The sequence below is a fragment of the Streptomyces sp. NPDC086777 genome, from assembly GCF_040702065.1.
Lineage (GTDB): Bacteria > Actinomycetota > Actinomycetes > Streptomycetales > Streptomycetaceae > Streptomyces.
In genome coordinates this window covers 73,287-91,769 of sequence record NZ_JBFBJI010000026.1, presented here as the reverse complement: position 1 = coordinate 91,769, position 18,483 = coordinate 73,287, and the positions used below count along the sequence as shown (strand labels likewise).

General features: G+C 73.0%; 14 protein-coding genes. 6 read left to right on the top strand and 8 right to left on the bottom strand.

Features of this window, described 5'->3' with window-relative positions; all coding sequences use genetic code 11:
* Nucleotides 1-122: 122 nt before the first annotated feature.
* Nucleotides 123-917 (top strand): metal-dependent hydrolase, encoded by a 795-nt coding sequence (locus AB0472_RS31250; RefSeq protein WP_366361322.1) that lies wholly within the window; start codon nt 123-125, stop codon nt 915-917.
* 44 nt (nt 918-961) lie between these two features.
* Here AB0472_RS31250 and AB0472_RS31245 read toward each other — a convergent pair whose 3' ends face one another.
* Entirely contained in the window at nt 962-1,222 is a 261-nt protein-coding gene (locus AB0472_RS31245) for a type B 50S ribosomal protein L31 (protein ID WP_366361320.1), read from the bottom strand.
* A 45-nt stretch (nt 1,223-1,267) separates the two neighbouring features.
* The gene (locus AB0472_RS31240) at nt 1,268-1,738 is read right to left on the bottom strand and encodes a DUF5709 domain-containing protein (protein ID WP_366361318.1); all 471 of its coding nucleotides are present in this window, start codon (nt 1,736-1,738) and stop codon (nt 1,268-1,270) included.
* 407 nt (nt 1,739-2,145) lie between these two features.
* On the opposite strand from AB0472_RS31240, the gene AB0472_RS31235 reads away from it, so the two are divergent.
* Entirely contained in the window at nt 2,146-2,874 is a 729-nt protein-coding gene (locus AB0472_RS31235; protein ID WP_366361316.1) for a hypothetical protein, read from the top strand.
* Here the strand turns inward: AB0472_RS31235 and AB0472_RS31230 are convergent.
* From AB0472_RS31230 to AB0472_RS31220, 3 genes are all read right to left on the bottom strand, one after another.
* The gene (locus AB0472_RS31230) at nt 2,833-3,822 is read right to left on the bottom strand and encodes a D-cysteine desulfhydrase family protein (protein ID WP_366361315.1); all 990 of its coding nucleotides are present in this window, start codon (nt 3,820-3,822) and stop codon (nt 2,833-2,835) included. The genes AB0472_RS31235 and AB0472_RS31230 overlap by 42 nt on opposite strands.
* 112 nt (nt 3,823-3,934) lie before the next feature.
* Nucleotides 3,935-5,716, bottom strand: coding sequence for an ABC transporter ATP-binding protein (locus tag AB0472_RS31225; RefSeq protein WP_366361313.1), 1,782 nt, complete (start codon nt 5,714-5,716; stop codon nt 3,935-3,937).
* A complete protein-coding gene (locus AB0472_RS31220; protein ID WP_366361311.1) occupies nt 5,713-7,638 on the bottom strand; it encodes an ABC transporter ATP-binding protein in 1,926 nt (641 codons plus the stop codon). The genes AB0472_RS31225 and AB0472_RS31220 overlap by 4 nt, the downstream gene beginning before the upstream one ends.
* A gap of 194 nt (nt 7,639-7,832) precedes the next feature.
* Here AB0472_RS31220 and AB0472_RS31215 point away from each other — a divergent pair, with 194 nt between their 5' ends.
* Nucleotides 7,833-8,633 carry a L,D-transpeptidase family protein gene (locus AB0472_RS31215; RefSeq protein WP_366361310.1) on the top strand — a complete coding sequence of 267 codons (801 nt, stop codon included), beginning with the start codon at nt 7,833-7,835 and terminating at the stop codon, nt 8,631-8,633.
* Nucleotides 8,634-8,666: 33 nt separating this feature from the next.
* Here the strand turns inward: AB0472_RS31215 and AB0472_RS31210 are convergent, their stop codons facing one another.
* Both AB0472_RS31210 and AB0472_RS31205 read right to left on the bottom strand, forming a co-directional pair.
* Nucleotides 8,667-10,667 carry a peptidoglycan recognition family protein gene (locus AB0472_RS31210; protein ID WP_366361308.1) on the bottom strand — a complete coding sequence of 667 codons (2,001 nt, stop codon included), beginning with the start codon at nt 10,665-10,667 and terminating at the stop codon, nt 8,667-8,669.
* Nucleotides 10,668-10,881: 214 nt separating this feature from the next.
* Nucleotides 10,882-12,396 (bottom strand): M1 family metallopeptidase, encoded by a 1,515-nt coding sequence (locus AB0472_RS31205; protein WP_366361306.1) that lies wholly within the window; start codon nt 12,394-12,396, stop codon nt 10,882-10,884.
* Between the two features lie 142 nt (nt 12,397-12,538).
* On the opposite strand from AB0472_RS31205, the gene AB0472_RS31200 reads away from it, so the two are divergent.
* Together AB0472_RS31200 and AB0472_RS31195 are read left to right on the top strand one after the other, a co-directional pair.
* A complete protein-coding gene (locus AB0472_RS31200; protein ID WP_366361304.1) occupies nt 12,539-14,140 on the top strand; it encodes a peptide-N4-asparagine amidase in 1,602 nt (533 codons plus the stop codon).
* Nucleotides 14,141-14,322: 182 nt separating this feature from the next.
* Nucleotides 14,323-15,660 (top strand): cation:dicarboxylase symporter family transporter, encoded by a 1,338-nt coding sequence (locus tag AB0472_RS31195; RefSeq protein ID WP_366361405.1) that lies wholly within the window; start codon nt 14,323-14,325, stop codon nt 15,658-15,660.
* A 53-nt stretch (nt 15,661-15,713) separates the two neighbouring features.
* Here AB0472_RS31195 and AB0472_RS31190 read toward each other — a convergent pair whose 3' ends face one another.
* A complete protein-coding gene (locus AB0472_RS31190) occupies nt 15,714-16,166 on the bottom strand; it encodes a MarR family transcriptional regulator (RefSeq protein WP_366361302.1) in 453 nt (150 codons plus the stop codon).
* A 95-nt stretch (nt 16,167-16,261) separates the two neighbouring features.
* Here AB0472_RS31190 and AB0472_RS31185 point away from each other — a divergent pair, with 95 nt between their 5' ends.
* A complete protein-coding gene (locus tag AB0472_RS31185; protein ID WP_366361300.1) occupies nt 16,262-18,172 on the top strand; it encodes an ABC transporter ATP-binding protein in 1,911 nt (636 codons plus the stop codon).
* The last annotated feature ends 311 nt before the right edge of the window (nt 18,173-18,483 follow it).

Here is an 18,483-nt window from a genome sequence, read left to right as displayed (position 1 = left end):
CGCCCGGGGGGGAATCGGCTTCGAGCACGAAGATCATGGCCGATACTCTGTGTCGCCGACGGAGCGTCATCGCACCCGGTCAACTGGACAGCGGCATACGAGGAATGGGGCGGGCAACGGCCATGATGGGACCAGCACACTCACTGTCGGGAGCGGCCGCCTGGCTCGGCATAGGAGCCGCGGCGGCAGCGACCGGGCATACGATGCCCTGGCCGGTGCTCCTGGTAGGGGCGCTGATCTGCGCCGGCGCAGCGCTCGCCCCGGACCTCGACCACAAGGCGGCGACCATCTCGCGCGCCTTCGGACCGCTGTCGCGCTGGGTCTGCGAGATCGTCGACAAGCTGTCCTACGCCGTCTACAAGGCGACCCGGATGGCGGGCGACCCGCGCCGCTCCGGCGGGCACCGGACGCTGACGCACACCTGGGTGTGGGCGGCGCTGATCGGCGGGGGCTGCTCGGCCGCCGCGATCCTGGGCGGCCGCTGGGCGGTGCTGGCGATCCTCTTCGCGCACATGGTGCTGGCGATCGAGGGCCTGCTGTGGCGGGCGGCGCGCGGCTCCAGCAGCGACGTCCTGGTGTGGCTGCTGGCGGCGACCAGCGCCTGGATCCTGGCCGGCATCCTGGACAAGCCCGGCAACGGCTCGGACTGGCTGTTCACCCAGCCCGGCCAGGAGTACCTGTGGCTGGGGCTGCCGGTGGTGCTGGGGGCGCTGGTGCACGACATCGGGGACGCGCTGACCGTCTCCGGGTGCCCGATCCTGTGGCCCATCCCGATCGGTCGCAAGCGCTGGTACCCGCTGGGCCCGCCGAAGGTGATGCGTTTCCGCGCGGGCAGCTGGGTCGAGCTGAAGGTGCTGATGCCGGTGTTCATGGTGCTCGGCGGCATAGGCTGCGCGGCCGCGTTGAACGTGATCTGAACCGGCGGCCGGCCGGCCTTCGAGGACGACGAGGGCTTCGCGGGTCAGCCGGCCGTCCCCGAGCCGCCCCCGTAGCGGCGTTCGAACGCGGCGACGCGGCCCTCCGTGTCCACCGTGCGGGCCTTCCCGGTGTAGAAGGGATGGCTCTCGGACGAGATCTCCACGTCGACCACCGGGTAGGTCTGGCCGTCGTCCCATTCGATGGTCTGGTCGCTGGTCGCGGTGGACCGGGTCAGGAAGGCGTATCCGGCGGCGCGGTCACGGAAGACCACGGGGTGGTAGTCGGGTTGCTTGTCCTGCTGCATGGCGGCTCCTCGAAGGACGGGGCGATGGGGCGGGGACGGGTGTGCTCAGCCGTAGGCGGTGTCCTCGTCGACGATGTGCATGGCGGCCTCCTCCGCGGAGGCCCCGGCACCGTCGATGCCGACGTCGGTCGCCACGAGGCCGCTCTCGTCGTCCTCGTGCGCTCCCTCGTTCGGGGCCACGAGCCGACCGGAGCGCAGGTCGCCGACCTCGTTGTCGAGGAGTTCGCCGTCGCTGCCCGGGCAGTCTCCGATGCCGTCGCCGTCGGGGGCGGCCGGTTCGGGCAGCTCCTCGGCGAGCCGCTGGTCCAGCGTCTCGCCCCGGTGGCGCTCCGCCGCGGTCACCCCGGTGTGCTCCACCGCCCACGGCCGCTCGGGCGGGGACCAGCCACGGTCCAGGGGATCGCCGACGCCGTCGGACTCCAGCGTGTCCTCCACGTCGAGCAGCCCCGTGTCCTCACGGATCTCGGATCCGTCGGGCTGGTAGACGTCGTCCCCCCATCCTTCGGCGGTGGTCACGGCTACCTCCAGGGAGTGAGGACGCGGTCCGTACGGCGGGCCGCCGGCGCCCCGGCCGCGGGGCGCGCACGCCGGGAACCGGGCGGTTCCCGGCCGGCCCACGAACCGGTGCCGCTCTCCAGCCTTCCACCCCTGCTCGCACCCGCGCAACGGCACGCGGCCGCAGCGGGCGCAGCCGGCGGCTTCGGACCGGTCGTCCAGGGACGGCGCGCAGCCCCGGGCGGGGCGCCGTCCCTGGGTGCAGCCCCGGGCGGGGCGCGCAGCCGAGCCGTCACCCACGGCGGTCCGTCCGCCGCCGCCTCGGCCGGCCAGCGGGGAGACCGGCGGCTGTGGTCGGAGGCCGGCGGGTACGCGACGGCCTCCGGCGGGTACATACCGGGCGGGGCGACGAGGGGAAGGGCGGACGCATGAGGCGGGTGTTGCGACCGGGCGCCCGGTGCCCCCGGCTGCGTTTCGACGGCTGGATCGCGGGCCTCGGCACCGCGTCCGGCACCCGGGTCGTGCTCGGCCACTGGCCTCGGTCGCCGTTCGGCCCGTTCAGCGACGTGATGCTGGAACGGGACGACGGGGGACGGCTGCTGCTCGCTCCGACCCGGCGGACGGCCGAGTTCGTCGGCGGCACCTACCGCTTCGACGCGGTGCACGTCGTACCGGTCGACGTCGCCGTCCTCGGGGACACCTGGACCGTCACGGCCGGACCGCTCCGCCTGCGCTTCACCACCGGGCGCCGCACGCTCCTCGGCCACCTGCTGCGCGCCGTGCCCGGCCCGCTCGCCCGCCGCCCGGCGTGGTCCGCGCTCACCGACGGGGCGGCCCGCGTGCTGCTGCCCGGTGTACGCACCCGCGGCAGCGCGGGCGGCGGCCGCAGGGAGTGGTACGGCGCGCGGGATCTGCTCGTGGTCCGTGAACTGTCGGGCGCCTACGACGGCACGGACCTGGGCGCGCTCGCCCCGGTCGAACCTCCCGTGCGGTTCGGCTTCGGTTCGGTCCCGCGCCGCCCCGCCCTCACCCGGGTCACCACGACGGTCGAGGTCGAACGCGCTCTTCCCCTCGGCGGGGCGTCCGGGGCGGCGGCGCGTCACGGACCGTCCGGGTCACACGCCGTGGTCCGAGAGGACCTCTCCGGCCCGTCGTAGTGCCTCCTGATGGCCGAAGAGCCCGGGGAGTCCTCCGGTGTGGACGAAGACGGTGCGGTCACCCGGGCGGATGTCCCCCTCGCGCACGGCCGCGACGAGGCCGGCCATGGCCCGCCCGGTGTAGACGGGATCCAGCACGAGCCCCTCGGTCCGGGCGGCGAGCAGGACCGCCTCGGTCACCGGCTCGGTGAGGCGGGAGTAGCCGGCCCCGACCTGGTCGAGGCGCAGCCGTGGCCGCCGCGGGGCGGGGGAGGGCGCGTACAGCTCTGTCAGCAGCAGGTCGAGTGTGTGTCCCGGATCGGCCACGGCCCCGCAGTGCACGCCCAGGACGCGGTCCTCGCCCAAGGCACGCACCAGCCCCGCCATCGTGCCGCCACTGCCCAGCGCGACCACGGCGGTGGCCAGGTCCGGAGCCTGCGCGAGGAGCTCGTGCCCGCCGTCGACGTAGCCGAGGGCGCCGACGGGACTGGACCCGCCGAAGGGGATGAGCGCCGGAGCCGCGTCGCGCTCGCGCAGTTCCGCGACGACACCGTCGAGGACGGCGGCGAGTTTTGCCTCGTCCACCGCGCCGGCCCACACGATCCGCGCGCCGAGGAGGGCGTCGAGGGCCAGGTTGCCCGCGGCCGTGCCGGTGGGCTCGCCCGCGAGGACGAGCACCACGTCCATGCCGAGCCGGGCCCCGGCCGCCGCGGTGAGGCGGGCGTGGTTGCTCTGCGGGGCCCCGCTGGTGACCAGGGTCCGCGCCCCCTCGGCGAGGGCCTGTCCGCAGGTCCATTCGAGCTTGCGGACCTTGTTCCCGCCGCCGCCGAGCCCGATCAGGTCGTCCCGCTTGATCCACAGGTCGTCCGGCCCCAGTCCCAGCGCCTGTGCCAGCCGAGGTGCGGGTTCGAGCGGTGTCGGCCAGGAGGCCAGGGTGACCTTGCGGTGCTCCTCGCGCGACGTGCCCATGTGGCAACCCCTTCGTCTCCGGGCCCGCGTGCCGGTCCCGATGCACCCCATGATCGCGCCCGGGAGCGCCGCGTCCGGCACCGGCCGTGCGCCGCCGCGCCCCGTGGACCCGTCACCCGTGCCACGACCGCCACAGGGCAGCGTAGGCGCCGCCGGCCGCCACCAGCGTGTCGTGGCTGCCGAGTTCGCTGATCCGGCCGTTCTCGACCACGGCGATGACGTCCGCGTCATGGGCGGTGTGCAGCCGGTGCGCGATGGCGACCACCGTGCGGCCGTCCAGGACCCGGGCCAGGGACCGCTCCAGGTGGCGGGCCGCACGCGGGTCCAGGAGCGAGGTCGCCTCGTCCAGGACCAGCGTGTGCGGGTCGGCCAGCACCAGCCGGGCCAGCGCGATCTGCTGCGCCTGCGCCGGGGTCAGGCCCAGCCCGCCCGAGCCGACCTCGGTGTCCAGGCCCTCGTCCAGGGCCCGTGCCCAGCCGTCCGCGTCGACCGCCCCGAGCGCCGCCCACAGCTCGGCGTCCTCCGCGTCGGTCCGGGCGAGCAGCAGGTTGTCGCGCAGGGAGCCCACGAAGACGTGGTGCTCCTGGTTCACGAGGGCGACATGGGAACGGACCCGCTCGGCGGTCATCCGGGAGAGTTCCGCGCCGCCCAGGGTGATCCGGCCGTCCCGGGGAGCGTAGATCCCGGCGAGCAGCCGGCCGAGCGTGGACTTGCCCGCGCCGGAGGGGCCGACCAGGGCCAGCCGGGTGCCGGGGGCCACCTCCAGGGAGACCTGGCGCAGCACGTCGACGCCCTCGAGGTAGCCGAAGCGGACCTCGTCCGCGTGCACCTCGCGGCCGGCCGGGGCCAGCGCCGCGTCCCCGGCGTCCGGCTCGATGTCCCGGACGCCGACCAGCCGGGCCAGCGACACCTGCGCGACCTGGACCTCGTCGTACCAGCGCAGGATCAGGTTCACCGGATCGACGAGCATCTGGGCGATGAGGGCGCCCGTGGTCAGCTGGCCGACGTCGATCCAGCCCTTCAGGACGAAGACCCCGCCGATCATCAGCACCGAACCGAGGACCGTGGTGTGGGTGGCGTTGACGGCCGGGAACAGCACCGACCGCAGCCACAGCGTGTAGCGCTCCCAGGCCGTCCACTCCTTGACCCGGCGGTCGGACAGCGCGATGCGGCGGTCGGCGAGCCGGTGTGCCTCGATGGTGTGCCCCGCGTCCACCGACTCGGCGAGGGCGGCGGCCACGGACGCGTACCCGGCGGCCTCGGAGCGGTAGCCGGAGGGCGCCCGCCTGAAGTACCAGCGGCACACGGCCACCAGGAGCGGGAGGGCGAGCAGCACGGTCGCGGCCAGCGGCGGAGCCGTCACCACGAGCCCGCTGATCAGCAGCACGACCCACACCACGCCGATCGACAGCTGTGGCACCGCCTCCCGCATGGCGTTGGCGAGCCGGTCGATGTCCGTGGTGATCCGGGACAGCAGGTCGCCCGTGCCGGCCCGCTCCAGGACACCCGGCGGCAGCCCCACCGACCGGACCAGGAAGTCCTCGCGCAGATCGGCCAGCATCCGCTCGCCGAGCACGGCGCCGCGCAGCCGCACCTCGCGCACGAAGACGGACTGGACGGCGAGCGCGAGCACGAACAGGCCGATGGTCAGGCCCAGATGGAGTTCGCGGGCGCCGTCGGAGACCCGCTCGACGAGCCCGCCGAGCAGGTAGGGACCGGCCATGGAGGCGACCACGGCCACCGTGTTGACGGCGATGAGGAGGATGAAGGCCCGGCGGTGCCGGCGGAACAGTTCGGCCACGTAGGCACGGACGGTCGCGGTGGCGCCGACGGGCAGGGTGGTGGCCGTCGTCGGGGCCGCCGGATCGTAGGCCGGTGGTGCGACGCCGATCATGCGCTCTCCTCGATCTCTTCCAGCGCCCTGCGACCTCGCAGCGCGGCTTTGCTCTCGTCCGCCCGGCCGCGCAGCGCGGATGCGTTCTCCTCGGGCGCCGTGCCGCGCAGCGTGGGTGCGTTCTCCTCGGGCGCCGTGCCGCGCAGCGTGGGTGCGTTCTCCTCGGGCGCCGTGCCGCGCAGCGCGGCCTCCTCGTCCGTCTCACGTGTCACCACCGCCCGGTACCGCCGCTCGGTGCGCACCAGTTCGCGGTGCACGCCGACCGCCACGACCTCGCCCTCGTGGACGAGGACCACCCGGTCGGCCCGGTCGAGGAGCAGGGGCGAGGAGGTGAACACCACGGTCGTGCGGCCGGAGCGCAGCGCCCGGACGCCCTCCGCGATCCGGGCCTCGGTGTGCGAGTCGACGGCGGAGGTGGGTTCGTCGAGGACGAGCACCCCGGGGTCGGTGATCAGCGACCGGGCCAGCGCGAGCCGCTGGCGCTGCCCGCCGGACAGGGACCGGCCCCGCTCGGTGATCCGGGCGTCCAGCGGGTCGGCGACGTCGAGCGAGCCCTGGACCAGGGCCTCCAGGACGTCACCGCACTGGGCGGCGGCCAGCGCGTCCTCGGCCCGCACGGTCCCGGAGGCCGGTACGTCGAGCAGCTCCCGCAGCGAACCGGAGAGCAGCACCGGGTCCTTGTCCTGGACGAGCACCGCGGTCCGGGCGGCCGCCAGGGACAGCTCGTCCAGCGGTACGCCGCCGAGCAGCACCGACGTGCCGGGGTCGGCGGGGTGGCCGCCGAGCCGTTCGGCGAGGCGCCCGGCCGCGTCGGGGTCGCCGCAGACCACGGCGGTCAGCCGGCCCGCGGGCGCGAGCAGCCCGGTGGCCGGGTCGTACAGGTCGCCCGCCGGCACCGTGTCCGTCCGTGAACCGCCGGTGTCCGTGGCCCGTTCCAGGGAGAGCACCCGAGCCGCCCGCTTCGCCGAGGGGCGGGAGAACGAGTAGGCCATGGCGATCTCGGTGAAGTGCTGCAACGGGTAGTTGAGGATCATGACCGCGCTGTAGACGGTGACCAGTTCACCGACGGTGACGCGGCCCTGCCGGGCCAGTTGGACGCCGTGCCAGACGACCGCGATCAGCAGCAGCCCGGGCAGCAGCACCTGGATCGCGGAGATCAGCGACCACATCCGGGCGCTGCGCACGGCGGCGTGCCGTACCTCCTGGGAGGCCCGGCGGTAGCGGTCGAGGAAGAGGTCCTCGCCGCCGATGCCGCGCAGCACGCGCAGTCCCGCGACGGTGTCGGAGGCCAGCTCGGTGGCCCGGCCGGCCTTGGCACGCTGGAGGTCGGCGCGCCGGGTGGCCCGGGGCAGCAGCGGCAGCACGGACAGCGCGACCAGGGGCAGCCCGGCGGCGACGATCCAGCCGAGGGCGGGCTGGTAGAACACCAGGGCGACGCCGACCACGACGACCGTCAGCGCGGCGGCGGTGAACCGGGAGACGGCCTCCACGAACCAGCCGATCTTCTCCACGTCGCCGGTGGACACGGCCACCACCTCGCCGGCCGCCACCCGGCGGGTCAGCGCGGAGCCCAGCAGGGCGGCCTTGCGGGCGAGCAGCTGCTGGACCCGGGCGGCCGCGGTGATCCAGTTGGTGACGGCGGACCGGTGCAGGAAGGTGTCGCCGACGGCGATCGCCGTGCCGCACAGCACCAGCAGACCGCCCGTCAGGGCCAGCCGGGTGCCGGAGCGGTCGACCACGGCCTGGACGGCGAGGCCCACGCAGAACGGGAGCGCGGAGACGGACACGAAGTGCAGCAGTCCCCAGGCCAGTGCCTTGAGCTGACCGCCCAGCTGATTCCGTCCCAGCCACCACAGGAACCGGGGCCCCGAACGCGCGTCCGGCACGCCTGGATCGGAATACGGAAGATCTTGAATCTGCATGGCGTCCCAGCGGTTCGGGTCGGGGGAGGTGGCGACAAGCCGTGAAAGGTTCGCGTCGGAGCGTCGTCGAAATCAAACGGTTTTCCGCGAAGGCCCTCGAAATCCGCTGCCTTCAGGCCAGCGCCTCCTGTCCCGAACGCGCTGAATGGCATGAATTCAATTAATTGACCCTTATGTGATGCCAGGATGGCCGGGTGCAGATCAAGAGTGTCCGGCGGACGACCGTCACGGCGGCGGTGCTGGGCGCCGTCCTGGTGGCCCTGAGCGCCTGTGAGGCGTCGCCGGGCGGTGGTGCGAAGAACGGCCTGCCGGGGCCGCACACCGGAGTCCCGAGAGCCGCGCCGGTCCCGCGGGCCACCGCGGCGGGCCCGGACTGGAGCCGGCCCGACCGGTCGGTGCCCGTGGGGGATCCCGGCCGGCTGCCGGGAGTCGGCGGGCTGTTGCAGGCGGAGATCCCCGCGGACACCCGCCAGGTCGTCGCCGTGTACGGCGAGGGCGCGGACTCGGCCGACTCCACGGTCGTGCTGTACACCCGGGAGGACCGCGGCTGGCGGCCGACGGGCAGCTGGCCCGCCCACAACGGGCGGTCCGGCTGGACCACCGCCCACCACGCGGGTGACGGACGCAGCCCGGTCGGCGTGTTCACCGTCACCGACGCCGGCGGTGTGCTCCCCGACCCGGGAACCCGGCTCTCCTACGCCCAGGGCCGGGATCTCTACACCCCCCCGCACTCCTGGAGCCCGGCGTACCGCCACGACTTCGACTACGTCATCGCCGTCGACTACAACCGCCTGCGGGGCACGCCGCCGCACGACACCACCCGGCCCCTGGGCGCCGCCCGGGGCGGCGCCATCTGGCTGCACCTCGACCACGGCAGCGGCACCTCGGCCTGCATCGGCCTGCCCAGGGAGGCCATGGAGTACCTGTTGCGCACCCTCGACCCGGCCCGTGACCCCGTCGTGGTGATGGGGGACAGGCCGGCCCTGATGTCCTGAGCGGGTCCGGTGCAGGGCCTGGTCCGGCGGTGCTCACCGGCCGTCCGGGACGGCCTCGCTCCCGGACGCGCCCGTCGTGCCGCCGGCGTGCGTGTCCAGCACGTCCACGTCGTCCGCCCGGACGTAGGCGAGCCGGTGACCGAACTGGATCTCGTAGTACCGCTCCTGACCCACCACCACGGGCTGGGGCGTGGCGGAGATGGTTGACCGTTCGACGTAGGAGCCGCCCAGCTCGGACTGCGTCACGTACCGCTGGCCCGCCCGCAGGGTGTACGGCAGCGGCGCCTCGTCCTCCTCCTCCATCCCGTCCGGGTAGGCCTCCTCCTCCGGGAGAGCGCGCCCGAACACCGGGATCTCGTCCAGGCCCTGCTTGGGCGTCACCATGCGGCCGCTCGCACCGACGGCCGTCGGGTGCACCGCGGGGTTCTTGAACCACGCCTTGTTGCCCTGGTACCAGATCGCCGTCCACTCGCCCCTGCGGTCGGCCACGGCGAAGGTCTGACCGGTGGAGGCCCGCGACCCCAGGTCGCTCACGTCCTCGGTGGACGGGTCGCCGTCCGGCCTGCGGCCGGGGTCCTGGATCAGCGGAGCGTTCTCGTCCGGCCGGGTGTACAGGCGCACGGCGCTGGAGCCGTGCGGCAGGCACCGTTTGCCGTCGCCGTCGCACCCCGTGTACCGCGGTTTGTGGGTGGCGTAGTCCGGCAGGATCATCACCATGGGGCTGTCCGGTCCCGCTGTGGCCTTCAGCGGCGCGCCGAGCAGGTCGAAGTAGTGCCGCCAGTCCCAGAACGGCCCGGGGTCCTCGTGCATGTCGGGGATGCTGTCGCCGGTCGGGGACGGCACGTTGTCGTGGCCGAAGATGTGCTGCCGGTCCATCGGGACGTCGTACTTCTTGGCCAGGTAGCGCACCAGCCGGGCCGAGGACCGGTACATCTGCTCCGTGTACCAGGTCCCGGGGTGGGCGAGGAACCCCTCGTGCTCGATGCCGATCGAGCGGGCGTTCACGAACTGGCTGCCGGAGTGCCAGGCCTCGTCCTTGGTCCTGACGTGCTGGGTGATGTGGCCGTCGCTGGAGCGGATCGAGTAGTGCCAGGACGCCTCGGTCGGGTCCTGCACGGTCTTGAACATGTTGGGCAGCGTCGACTCGGTGTCGTGGATGACGATGTACTCGATCCGCTGGTCACGCGGCCGGTCGGCGAGGTCGTGGTTGCCGTAGTCGCCGTCCTCGTCGATCTCCTCGTAGGGCGCGGCGAGCCAGTCGCAGGCCAGGTCGGTCGGGCACTCGACCTCCTTCGGCCGCTTGGGGGCCTGCGGGCCGGGGTGCGGGCTGACGCCGGGGGTGGCGGGGAGGGTGACCTCCTGTCCCTCCGCGGTGGTCCGGTGGGCGCCCCGGCGGATCAGGCCGAAGACGTCGTTGGCGTACGTCCTCGCCGACGTGATGTCACGGGTACCGGGGAAACGTTCCACCGCCTGCCACCAGTCCTCCGGGTCGGCGCTGAGCGGCTTGCCGAGACGCCGTTGGGCGGCGGCCAGCAGCGCCGCGCCGCCGCGTACGTTGGCGACGGCGTCCGTCCGTAGCTGTTTGGCGGGGACCTTGAGCAGCCGTGCGGCGCGTTCCAGGTCGGCGGGCCGCACGGCGTGGCCGCCGGCGGTGAACGCCGTTCCGGTCAGCGGGTCGGCCTTGCCGCCGTCGGGCACCGGCGGGCCCGGTGCGGGTGACCGGTCCGGGGCGCGGACCAGGGCGCTGTCCACCAGGTGCATCGGGCCGTAGCCGCCCGCGATGCTCGGGGCGCCCGGATGGGTGTCCCAGCGCGACTGCATGTAGGACACGCCCATCAGCACGCTGCGTGGCACGTGGAACTCGCGCGCGGCGTCCGTGAAGGCGTGTTGCAGACGCTGGTCCTCCGAGTCGTCGGTGCCGGACGCCGGGAGGATCAGCAGCGGTGGCAGCAGCGCGGCCGTCGCGATCAGGCAGGCCGTCAGGGTGCACGTCCGGAGGGCACTGGGCACACGTTCAGCGACAGTTCTTCTCATACCAGAGGGTCTCCAACCGCTTGCTGAGGATCTCCAAGCACGCTCGTCGCAACCAGGGCAAGGGGGTTGCCCTTCACGTCACCCCTCGTACGTTTCCGTGCCCGGCGCGACACGGCGCGCCGAGCGTCGACCGGGTGGCCCAGCGCTCCGGCAGAGGCCACCCGGTCGGCGGGCAACGGCCGGGCGGCCGCGGCCGGCCGTGCGGCGCGCGGGCTCAGTCCTCGACGGGGTCCACGTGCCAGTCCGGATGTCCCGGCATCGGCGGCGTGTGGGGCCCGTACAGCCAAGGCGTCAGAAACGGCGTCAGATCCTTGCCCGCGACCTGGGAGGCGAGCGCGACGAAGTCCTTCGTACCGGCCGCCCGCCCCCGGTACCGGGTCACCCAGGTGCGTTCGATCCGGTCGAACGTCGCGTCACCGACCTTCTCCCGCAGGGCATACAGCACCAGTGCCGAGCCGTCGTAGCGCATCACCTTGAACAGCGTCGGCTCCGTGGGCTCCGCCGGGGCGCCGTCGTCGTGGCGCCACTGGTCGTGCTGCTCGTACGCCGCACGCATGGCTTCCTCCATGCTGACGCCGTCGTGCTCGGCGGAGTACAGCCGTTCGTAGTAACGGGCATGACCCTCGCTCAGCCACAGGTCGGACCAGCGTCTGACGGCGACGCTGTCGCCCGTCCAATGGTGTGTCAGCTCGTGCACGAGATTGCGTTCGGCGTCGACCCGGTCGCCGAGCAGGTCGCCCTTCGGCACGAGCGACAGCGACTGCGTCTCCAGCGCCACCGGCAGGTCGGTGTCGCCGACGAGGATGCCGTAACGGCTGAACGGGTACGGGCCGAGGTGCTGTTCCAGCCAGGCGAGGTGCTGCGGGGTGAGCGAGCGTTCGGCCTCGGTGTCCGCGACCAGGTCGTCCGGGACCACGTCCCGCACGGCAGGCCCGCCCTGCCCCCGGCCGGCGACGAACGTGAACTTCCCGATCGCCAGCTGGACCAGCTGGGCCGCGATGGGGTCCTCGGAGTCGTACGTCCACTGCACCCGGCCGTCGGGCTGCCGGACGCGTTCGACGAGCCGGCCGTTGGCCACCGCGCTGAGATCCGGCGGGGTGGTGATCCGGAACGTCATGGGGGCCCGCAGGCTGGGGTGGTCGTCCACCGGGAAGACCATCTTGGCGCCGTCCGGCTGAGCGCAGATCAGTGTGCCGTCGGGGGTGGGCACCCAGCCGTACGCGCGGATCGCGTCGCTCCGCTGCCGTCGCTGGGTCGGGTCGGCCGTGTAGGCGACGTGGACGGTGAAGGTGCTGCCGCGCGGGATCGGCCGCGCGGGCGTGACGACGAGTTCGTCACCGTGGCGCACGGCGCGGGCCGGCGCGCCGTCGACGGTGACCCGGTGCAGCGTGTTGCCCGCGAAGTCCAGGTCGAAGCGGGACAGGGCCTGAGTGGCGGTGGCGCTGATGGTGGTACCGGCCGGGAAGGGTGTCTTGGGAGCCCGCCAGTCGAGGTCGAGCGTGTAACGGCGGACCGTGTAGCCGCCGTTGCCGTCCAGCGGCATGAGCGGGTCGCCGATGCCCGGTGCGCCGGGGGCGGGGGCGGCGCCGGACGAGGCCGCCGAGGCGCCGGGGGCGGCGGAGCCGTGGCCACGGTGCGGGACACCGCCCGAACAGCCGGTGCCGGTGAGCGCGACGGCGCCGGTGAGGGCGAGGACGGTGCGCAGGGCGCGAGCGTTCGTGATCTTCATGGCAGCACTGTGGCAGTGTCATCCGGTTATAGCACCATTTGTGACGATGGTTCCCGCCCGCCCGGTCCCGGTGGCCGAACGGCCTGTCGTCCACCGGTCCCGCCGTTGCGGCCGACGGCCAACTCCCCGTAGAACACCGGCCATGAGAAGACGGATCGTCATGTCCATGTTCGCAGGGGCGGCCCTCCTGGCGAGCGCGCTCCTCGGTACGGGAGCGCCCGCCGCCCGCGCCGCCGACGTCCCGGCCGAGTTCGGCACCGACTGGCACGACCCGGTGACCGCGGCCCCGCCGGTCTCCGTGCCCAAGGGCGCCAGGTCCTGCCAAGTCACCCTGGCCGAGGCCCGGTTCAGCGACTTCACCCCGTACCGGGGGACGTACACGCCCCCGCGGGGCTGCGGCGACCGCTGGAGCAGGGTCGTGCTGCGGCTGGACGGCAAGGTGAAGGGCCGTCAGTACGACCGGCTGGGCTACCTGCACGTCGGCGGCGTCGAGGTGCTGCGCACCTCCACCCCGGAGCCCTCGCCGGACGGCGTCGAGTGGCACGTGGCGAAGGACGTCACGCGCTACAGCGACACCTTCCGCTCCGCGCAGGACGTCGAGATGCTCATCGGCAACGTTGTCGACGACACCTACACCGGCGTCATCGACGTCAGGGCCACGCTCACCTTCTACGCGGGACGCCCCGAGGCCGCGGTCCCCGACAAGGTGCTCACCCTGGCCGACGACGGCACCACCCTCACCACCCCGCGCAACAGCGAACGCATCCTCGCCGAGGTGTACGCGACCGGATCCGGCGGCGGCTGCGAGGAGTTCTGGTACCTGACCGTGGCAGACCCGGCGCCGTACTCCTGCACGGCGGACAAGGGCCCCTACCGGGAGGTGCAGATCAGGGTCGACGGCCGCCTGGCCGGAATCGCCGCCCCGTTCCCGAACGTGTGGACGGGCGGCTGGTCCGACCCGTTCCTCTGGTACGTCGTACCGGGGCCGCGCGCCTTCGACGTCAAGCCGATCGAGTACGACCTGACGCCGTTCGCGGGGATCCTCGACGACGGCCGCCCGCACCAGGTCGAGGTCTCCGTGGCCGGCGTGCCCGCGGGGCAGGAGGGCTGGAGCGCCCCCGTGAACGTGCTGGTCTGGCGGGACGCGCACCGGAGGCGGGTCACCGGCGGGCTCACCGGGACCACGGCCTCCGAGCCCGTCAACTCCTCGGTGTACTCGCCGGGTTCCGGGCAGTACCGGGTCGACACCGACGCCGGGCACCGGCTCACCGTCTCCGGATACGTCGACACCTCGCACGGCCGGGTGACGACCACCGTCAGCCACACGCTGGCCAACACCTCCGTGCACCGCTGGAACGACGGCGAGACCACGGACGCCCTCGACGCCACCTGGACGGACGACCAGAACGTCACGGTACGGGCGGCGGGCGGTGCACCCCGGACGACCCGCACCCACCGCACGTACACCATGGACGGCGCCACCACCATCGGCTCCGACGACCGGCTGCGCACCGAGATCGCCCTCGGCGACCGGGCGGCGGTCCGGCGGCCCGGAGGCGGCTGGTCGCGGCTCGACGACACCTACAGCGGGGACGCGACCTACACCCTGAACGTGCCGCGCGACCAGCGGCACGCGGTCGGCACGTCGAGCGAGCGCTACCGCCTCTACGGCCCGCACAGCTGCTACGACCGCTCGCTGGCCACCGAACAGGGGGTGCTGACGGTCGATCGCAGCCGCTGCTGAGCGGCGGCCGTCGATCCGGGTCGTGGGCGAGGCGTCAACCTGCGCGTTGTTCACGCGGCTGTGACACGGCGGTCTCGAACGGGATCAAGAACACCTCCAGAGTGATCGGCACGGAAATCGCTTTCCGCATGGCAGAAGTCCCGCTCGGCTTCCGTGAGTCGATCCCCCCACCTGGAGTGCCCGTGCCGCTGTCCCCACCGTCCCTGCCGCGTCGCGTCGCACGCGCCCTGCGTACCTCTCTCTTCGCACAGGTCGCCTGTGTGCTCGTGCTCGGCATCGTCGTCGGGCGGCTGTGGCCCGGGTTCGCCTCGGACCTCCAGCCGCTCGGCGACGGTTTCACCCGGCTGATCAAGACGATCATCTCGCCGCTGGTGTTCTGCGTGGTCGTCGTCGGCATCGCGAAGGCCGGTGACCTGAAGGCCTTCGGGCGGATCGGGCTCAAGGCGCTGATCTGGTTCGAGGCGGCCAGTACGCTGGCGCTCGTCATCGGACTCGTGGCCGCCAACGTCGTCCAGCCCGGCGCCGGGATGCACGTCGATCCGGCCACACTGAGCGCCAAGGCGGTCGACGCCAGGACGGGCGGCGGCTCGCTGCCCTCGACCACCGAGTTCGTGCTCAACGCCCTGCCCACCAGTTTCATAGGCGCCTTCGCCGAGAACTCCCTGCTCCAGGTGCTGGTCCTGGCCTGCCTGGTGGGCGCGGCCCTGCTCCACCTCGGGAACACCAGGGTGCCGCAGGTGCTGCCGGCCGTCGAGCAGGCCCAGGAGATCATCTTCGCGATCGTCGGCTTCGTGATGCGCCTCGCCCCGATCGCCGTCTTCGGCGCGACGGCCGTCCTGATCGGCCAGTACGGCCTCGGTGTCATCGAGACCTACGCCAAGCTGATCGTCCTCTGCTACGCGGCCGCCGCGCTCTTCGTCGCCCTGCTCGCCGTCGCCCTGAAGGCGCTCACCGGGCTCAGCCTCTGGAGGTTCGTCCGCTACATCCGCGAGGAGCTGCTGCTCGCGCTCGGTACCGCCTCCACGGAGTCCGTGCTGCCACGCGTGATGCACAAGCTCCGCAGGGCCGGTGCCCGGGACGACGCGGTGGGCCTGGTGCTGCCCACCGGCTACTCCTTCAACCTCGACGGCGCCTCGCTCTACCTCTCCATCGGCACCCTGTTCATCGCCCAGGCGGTGGGCGTCGACCTGAGCCTCGGTCAGCAGATCACCGTGGTCCTGGTGCTGATGCTCACCAGCAAGGGCATGGCCGGCATCCCCGGCTCGGCCTTCCTCGCCCTGTCCGCGACCGCCTCCTCGCTCGGGGCCATCCCCGCCGGTGCCGTCGCCCTGCTGCTGGGCGTCGACCGCATCATGGACTCGATGCGCGTCGTCACCAACCTGCTCGGCAACTGCGTGGCCGTCTTCGCCGTCTCCCGCTGGGAGGGCGCGCTGGACGTGGAGCGGGCGAAGCGGGTACTGGGCGGTGAGGTCGTGGTCGTGACGGAGGAGCAGGCCGAGGAGCTGGTGCCGGAGGGCTGAGACCGTACGGCGACGCGGCTCCCCGTTCCGACGGGGAGCCGCGTCGCCGTGTCTCAGCAGTGCCTGGCCGCCACCGGGCCGTCGACCAGGGTGTCCAGGAGCCCGGTCAGCATCTCCCGCTGCTCCGGCGAGAGCGGAGCCAGGATCTCCTCGGCCGCCGAGCGCCGTGCCGCCCGCAACTCGCGCAGGGTCTCGTGCCCCTCGTCCGTGATCTCGATCCGGGTCACCCGGCGGTTCGTCGGATCCGGCACCCGGCACACCTTGCCGCTCGCCTCCAGCCCGTCGACCAGTGTCGTCACCGCGCGCGGCACCACCTCCAGCCGCTCCGCGAGGTCGGCCATGCGCGGGGGCGCCTCGTAGTGCGCGAGTGTGCGCAGCAGTCGAGACTGGGCGGGGGTGACGCCCAGATCGCGCGCCGCCAGATGGCGCTTCTGGATGCGCCACACCCGGCGGGTGAGGCGCAGCAACTGCTCGGCGAGCGGGCCGTCGGGGTCGGGGGTGCTCATACGGGAACACTATCAGGACTATGTGCATTGTGAGTATAGGTAACAGTGAGCTATGCTCCGTGAGTCCGTACACACCACACCCATCCGCAGGAGCCATGCCCCGAGACGAGATCAACTGGACCCCTGACGGCACCTCGGCCGGTCAACCCCGCCAGGTGCGCCGCATCCTCCGGCTCTTCCGCCCCTACCGCGGCCGGCTCGCGATCGTCGGCCTGCTGGTCGGCGCCGCCTCGCTGGTCTCGGTCGCCACCCCGTTCCTGCTCAAGGCGACCCTCGACACCGCGATCCCGCAGGGCCGCACCGGACTGCTCAGCCTGCTGGCGCTGGGCATGATCCTCAGTGCCGTCCTCAACAGCGTCTTCGGCGTCCTGCAGACGCTGATATCGACCACCGTCGGCCAGCGCGTCATGCACGACCTGCGCACCGCCGTCTACGGCCGGCTGCAGCGCATGTCGCTCGCCTTCTTCACCCGCACCCGCACCGGCGAGGTGCAGTCCCGCATCGCCAACGACATCGGCGGCATGCAGGCCACCGTCACCTCGACGGCCACCTCCCTGGTCTCCAACCTGACCAGCGTCGTCGCCACCATCGTCGCGATGATCGCCCTGGACTGGCGGCTCACCATCGTCTCGATGGTGCTGCTCCCGCTCTTCGTGTGGATCAGCCGCCGGGTGGGCAACGAGCGCAAGAAGATCACCACCGAGCGCCAGAAGCAGATGGCCGCGATGGCGGCGACGGTCACCGAGTCGCTCTCGGTCAGCGGCATCCTGCTCGGCCGCACCATGGGCCGCGCCGACTCGCTCACCGCGTCCTTCGCCGACGAGTCCGAGCAGCTGGTCGACCTGGAAGTCCGGTCGAACATGGCAGGGCGCTGGCGGATGGCCGTGATCACCATCGTGATGGCCGCGATGCCCGCCGTCATCTACTGGACCGCCGGCATGGCCCTCCGGATGGGCGGCCCGCAGATCTCGCTCGGCACCATCGTCGCCTTCGTCTCCCTCCAGCAGGGCCTGTTCCGCCCCGCCGTGAGCCTGCTGGCGACCGGCGTGCAGATCCAGACGTCCCTCGCCCTGTTCCAGCGCATCTTCGAGTACCTCGACCTGCCGATCGACATCACCGAGCGCGCGGAGCCGGTCCACCTCGACCGCGTGAAGGGCGAGGTCCGCTTCGAGAAGGTCGAGTTCCGGTACGACAGGCACGACGACAAGCTGGGTCCCGTCCTCGACGGCATCGACATCACCGTCCCGGCCGGCACCGGCCTGGCCGTCGTCGGCCCCACCGGCGCCGGCAAGTCCACGCTCGGCTACCTGGTGCCCCGGCTCTACGACGTCACCGGCGGCCGGGTCACCCTGGACGGCGTCGACGTCCGCGACCTCGACTTCGACACCCTCGCCCGCGCGGTCGGGGTCGTCTCCCAGGAGACCTACCTCTTCCACGCCTCGGTCGCCGACAACCTGCGCTTCGCCAAGCCGGACGCCACCGAGGAGGAACTGCACGCGGCCGCCCGCGCGGCCCAGATACACGACCACATCGCCGCGCTGCCCGACGGTTACGACACCGTCGTCGGCGAACGCGGGCACCGTTTCTCGGGCGGTGAGAAGCAGCGGCTGGCCATCGCCCGCACCATCCTGCGCGACCCGCCGGTCCTCATCCTCGACGAGGCCACCAGCGCCCTGGACACCCGCACCGAACACGCGGTCCAGGACGCGATCGACGCCCTGTCGGCCAACCGGACGACCATCACCATCGCCCACCGGCTCTCCACGATCCAGGACGCCGACCAGATCGTCGTCCTCGACTCCGGACGGGTGGCCGAACGCGGCACGCACGAGGAGCTGCTGGAACTCGACGGCCGTTACGCGGCGCTGGTACGCCGGGACGCCCGGCTGGAGACGGCGGGGGAGCAGCCCGGAACCGGCGAGGCGGCCCAGCGGGAGACGGCCCTGCGACCGGTGCGCAGGCGGGGCGACCGGGGACGCAGGCACGCGACACCACCGGCAGGCTGAAGCCGACGGCCGGCCCCGGCCGACCGAAGCCCACGACCGGGGTCGCCCCGCCCCGCCCGCCCGGCCCAAGCCGAACCGCCGGAGTCGGCCGAGCCGCCCGCGTGGACCGCCCATCTTCCTCGGCCCCGACCGGCGAGGACCGGTCGACCTGCGCCGAACGGCCGGAGCGGGCCGAGCTGCGGCACATGGACGGACCGCGACTCCCCGTGCCGCCGCCCGACCCGCGTCGGTCGCCTCGTGTCGGGCGGCTCGTCACCCCGGTCCGCCGGAGCTGACGAATTGCCGTCGACAAGCTGAAGATATGTCGGGTT

What these genes read in the sequence shown, in the direction of transcription:
- AB0472_RS31190 (WP_366361302.1), bottom strand. Translation starts at nt 16,166, where the DNA reads ATGAGCACCCCCGACCCCGACGGCCCGCTCGCCGAGCAGTTGCTGCGC.
- AB0472_RS31210 (WP_366361308.1), bottom strand. Translation starts at nt 10,667, where the DNA reads ATGAGAAGAACTGTCGCTGAACGTGTGCCCAGTGCCCTCCGGACGTGC.
- AB0472_RS31235 (WP_366361316.1), top strand. Translation starts at nt 2,146, where the DNA reads ATGAGGCGGGTGTTGCGACCGGGCGCCCGGTGCCCCCGGCTGCGTTTC.
- AB0472_RS31220 (WP_366361311.1), bottom strand. Translation starts at nt 7,638, where the DNA reads ATGCAGATTCAAGATCTTCCGTATTCCGATCCAGGCGTGCCGGACGCG.
- AB0472_RS31205 (WP_366361306.1), bottom strand. Translation starts at nt 12,396, where the DNA reads ATGAAGATCACGAACGCTCGCGCCCTGCGCACCGTCCTCGCCCTCACC.
- AB0472_RS31245 (WP_366361320.1), bottom strand. Translation starts at nt 1,222, where the DNA reads ATGCAGCAGGACAAGCAACCCGACTACCACCCCGTGGTCTTCCGTGAC.
- AB0472_RS31230 (WP_366361315.1), bottom strand. Translation starts at nt 3,822, where the DNA reads ATGGGCACGTCGCGCGAGGAGCACCGCAAGGTCACCCTGGCCTCCTGG.
- AB0472_RS31225 (WP_366361313.1), bottom strand. Translation starts at nt 5,716, where the DNA reads ATGATCGGCGTCGCACCACCGGCCTACGATCCGGCGGCCCCGACGACG.
- AB0472_RS31200 (WP_366361304.1), top strand. Translation starts at nt 12,539, where the DNA reads ATGAGAAGACGGATCGTCATGTCCATGTTCGCAGGGGCGGCCCTCCTG.
- AB0472_RS31250 (WP_366361322.1), top strand. Translation starts at nt 123, where the DNA reads ATGATGGGACCAGCACACTCACTGTCGGGAGCGGCCGCCTGGCTCGGC.
- AB0472_RS31185 (WP_366361300.1), top strand. Translation starts at nt 16,262, where the DNA reads ATGCCCCGAGACGAGATCAACTGGACCCCTGACGGCACCTCGGCCGGT.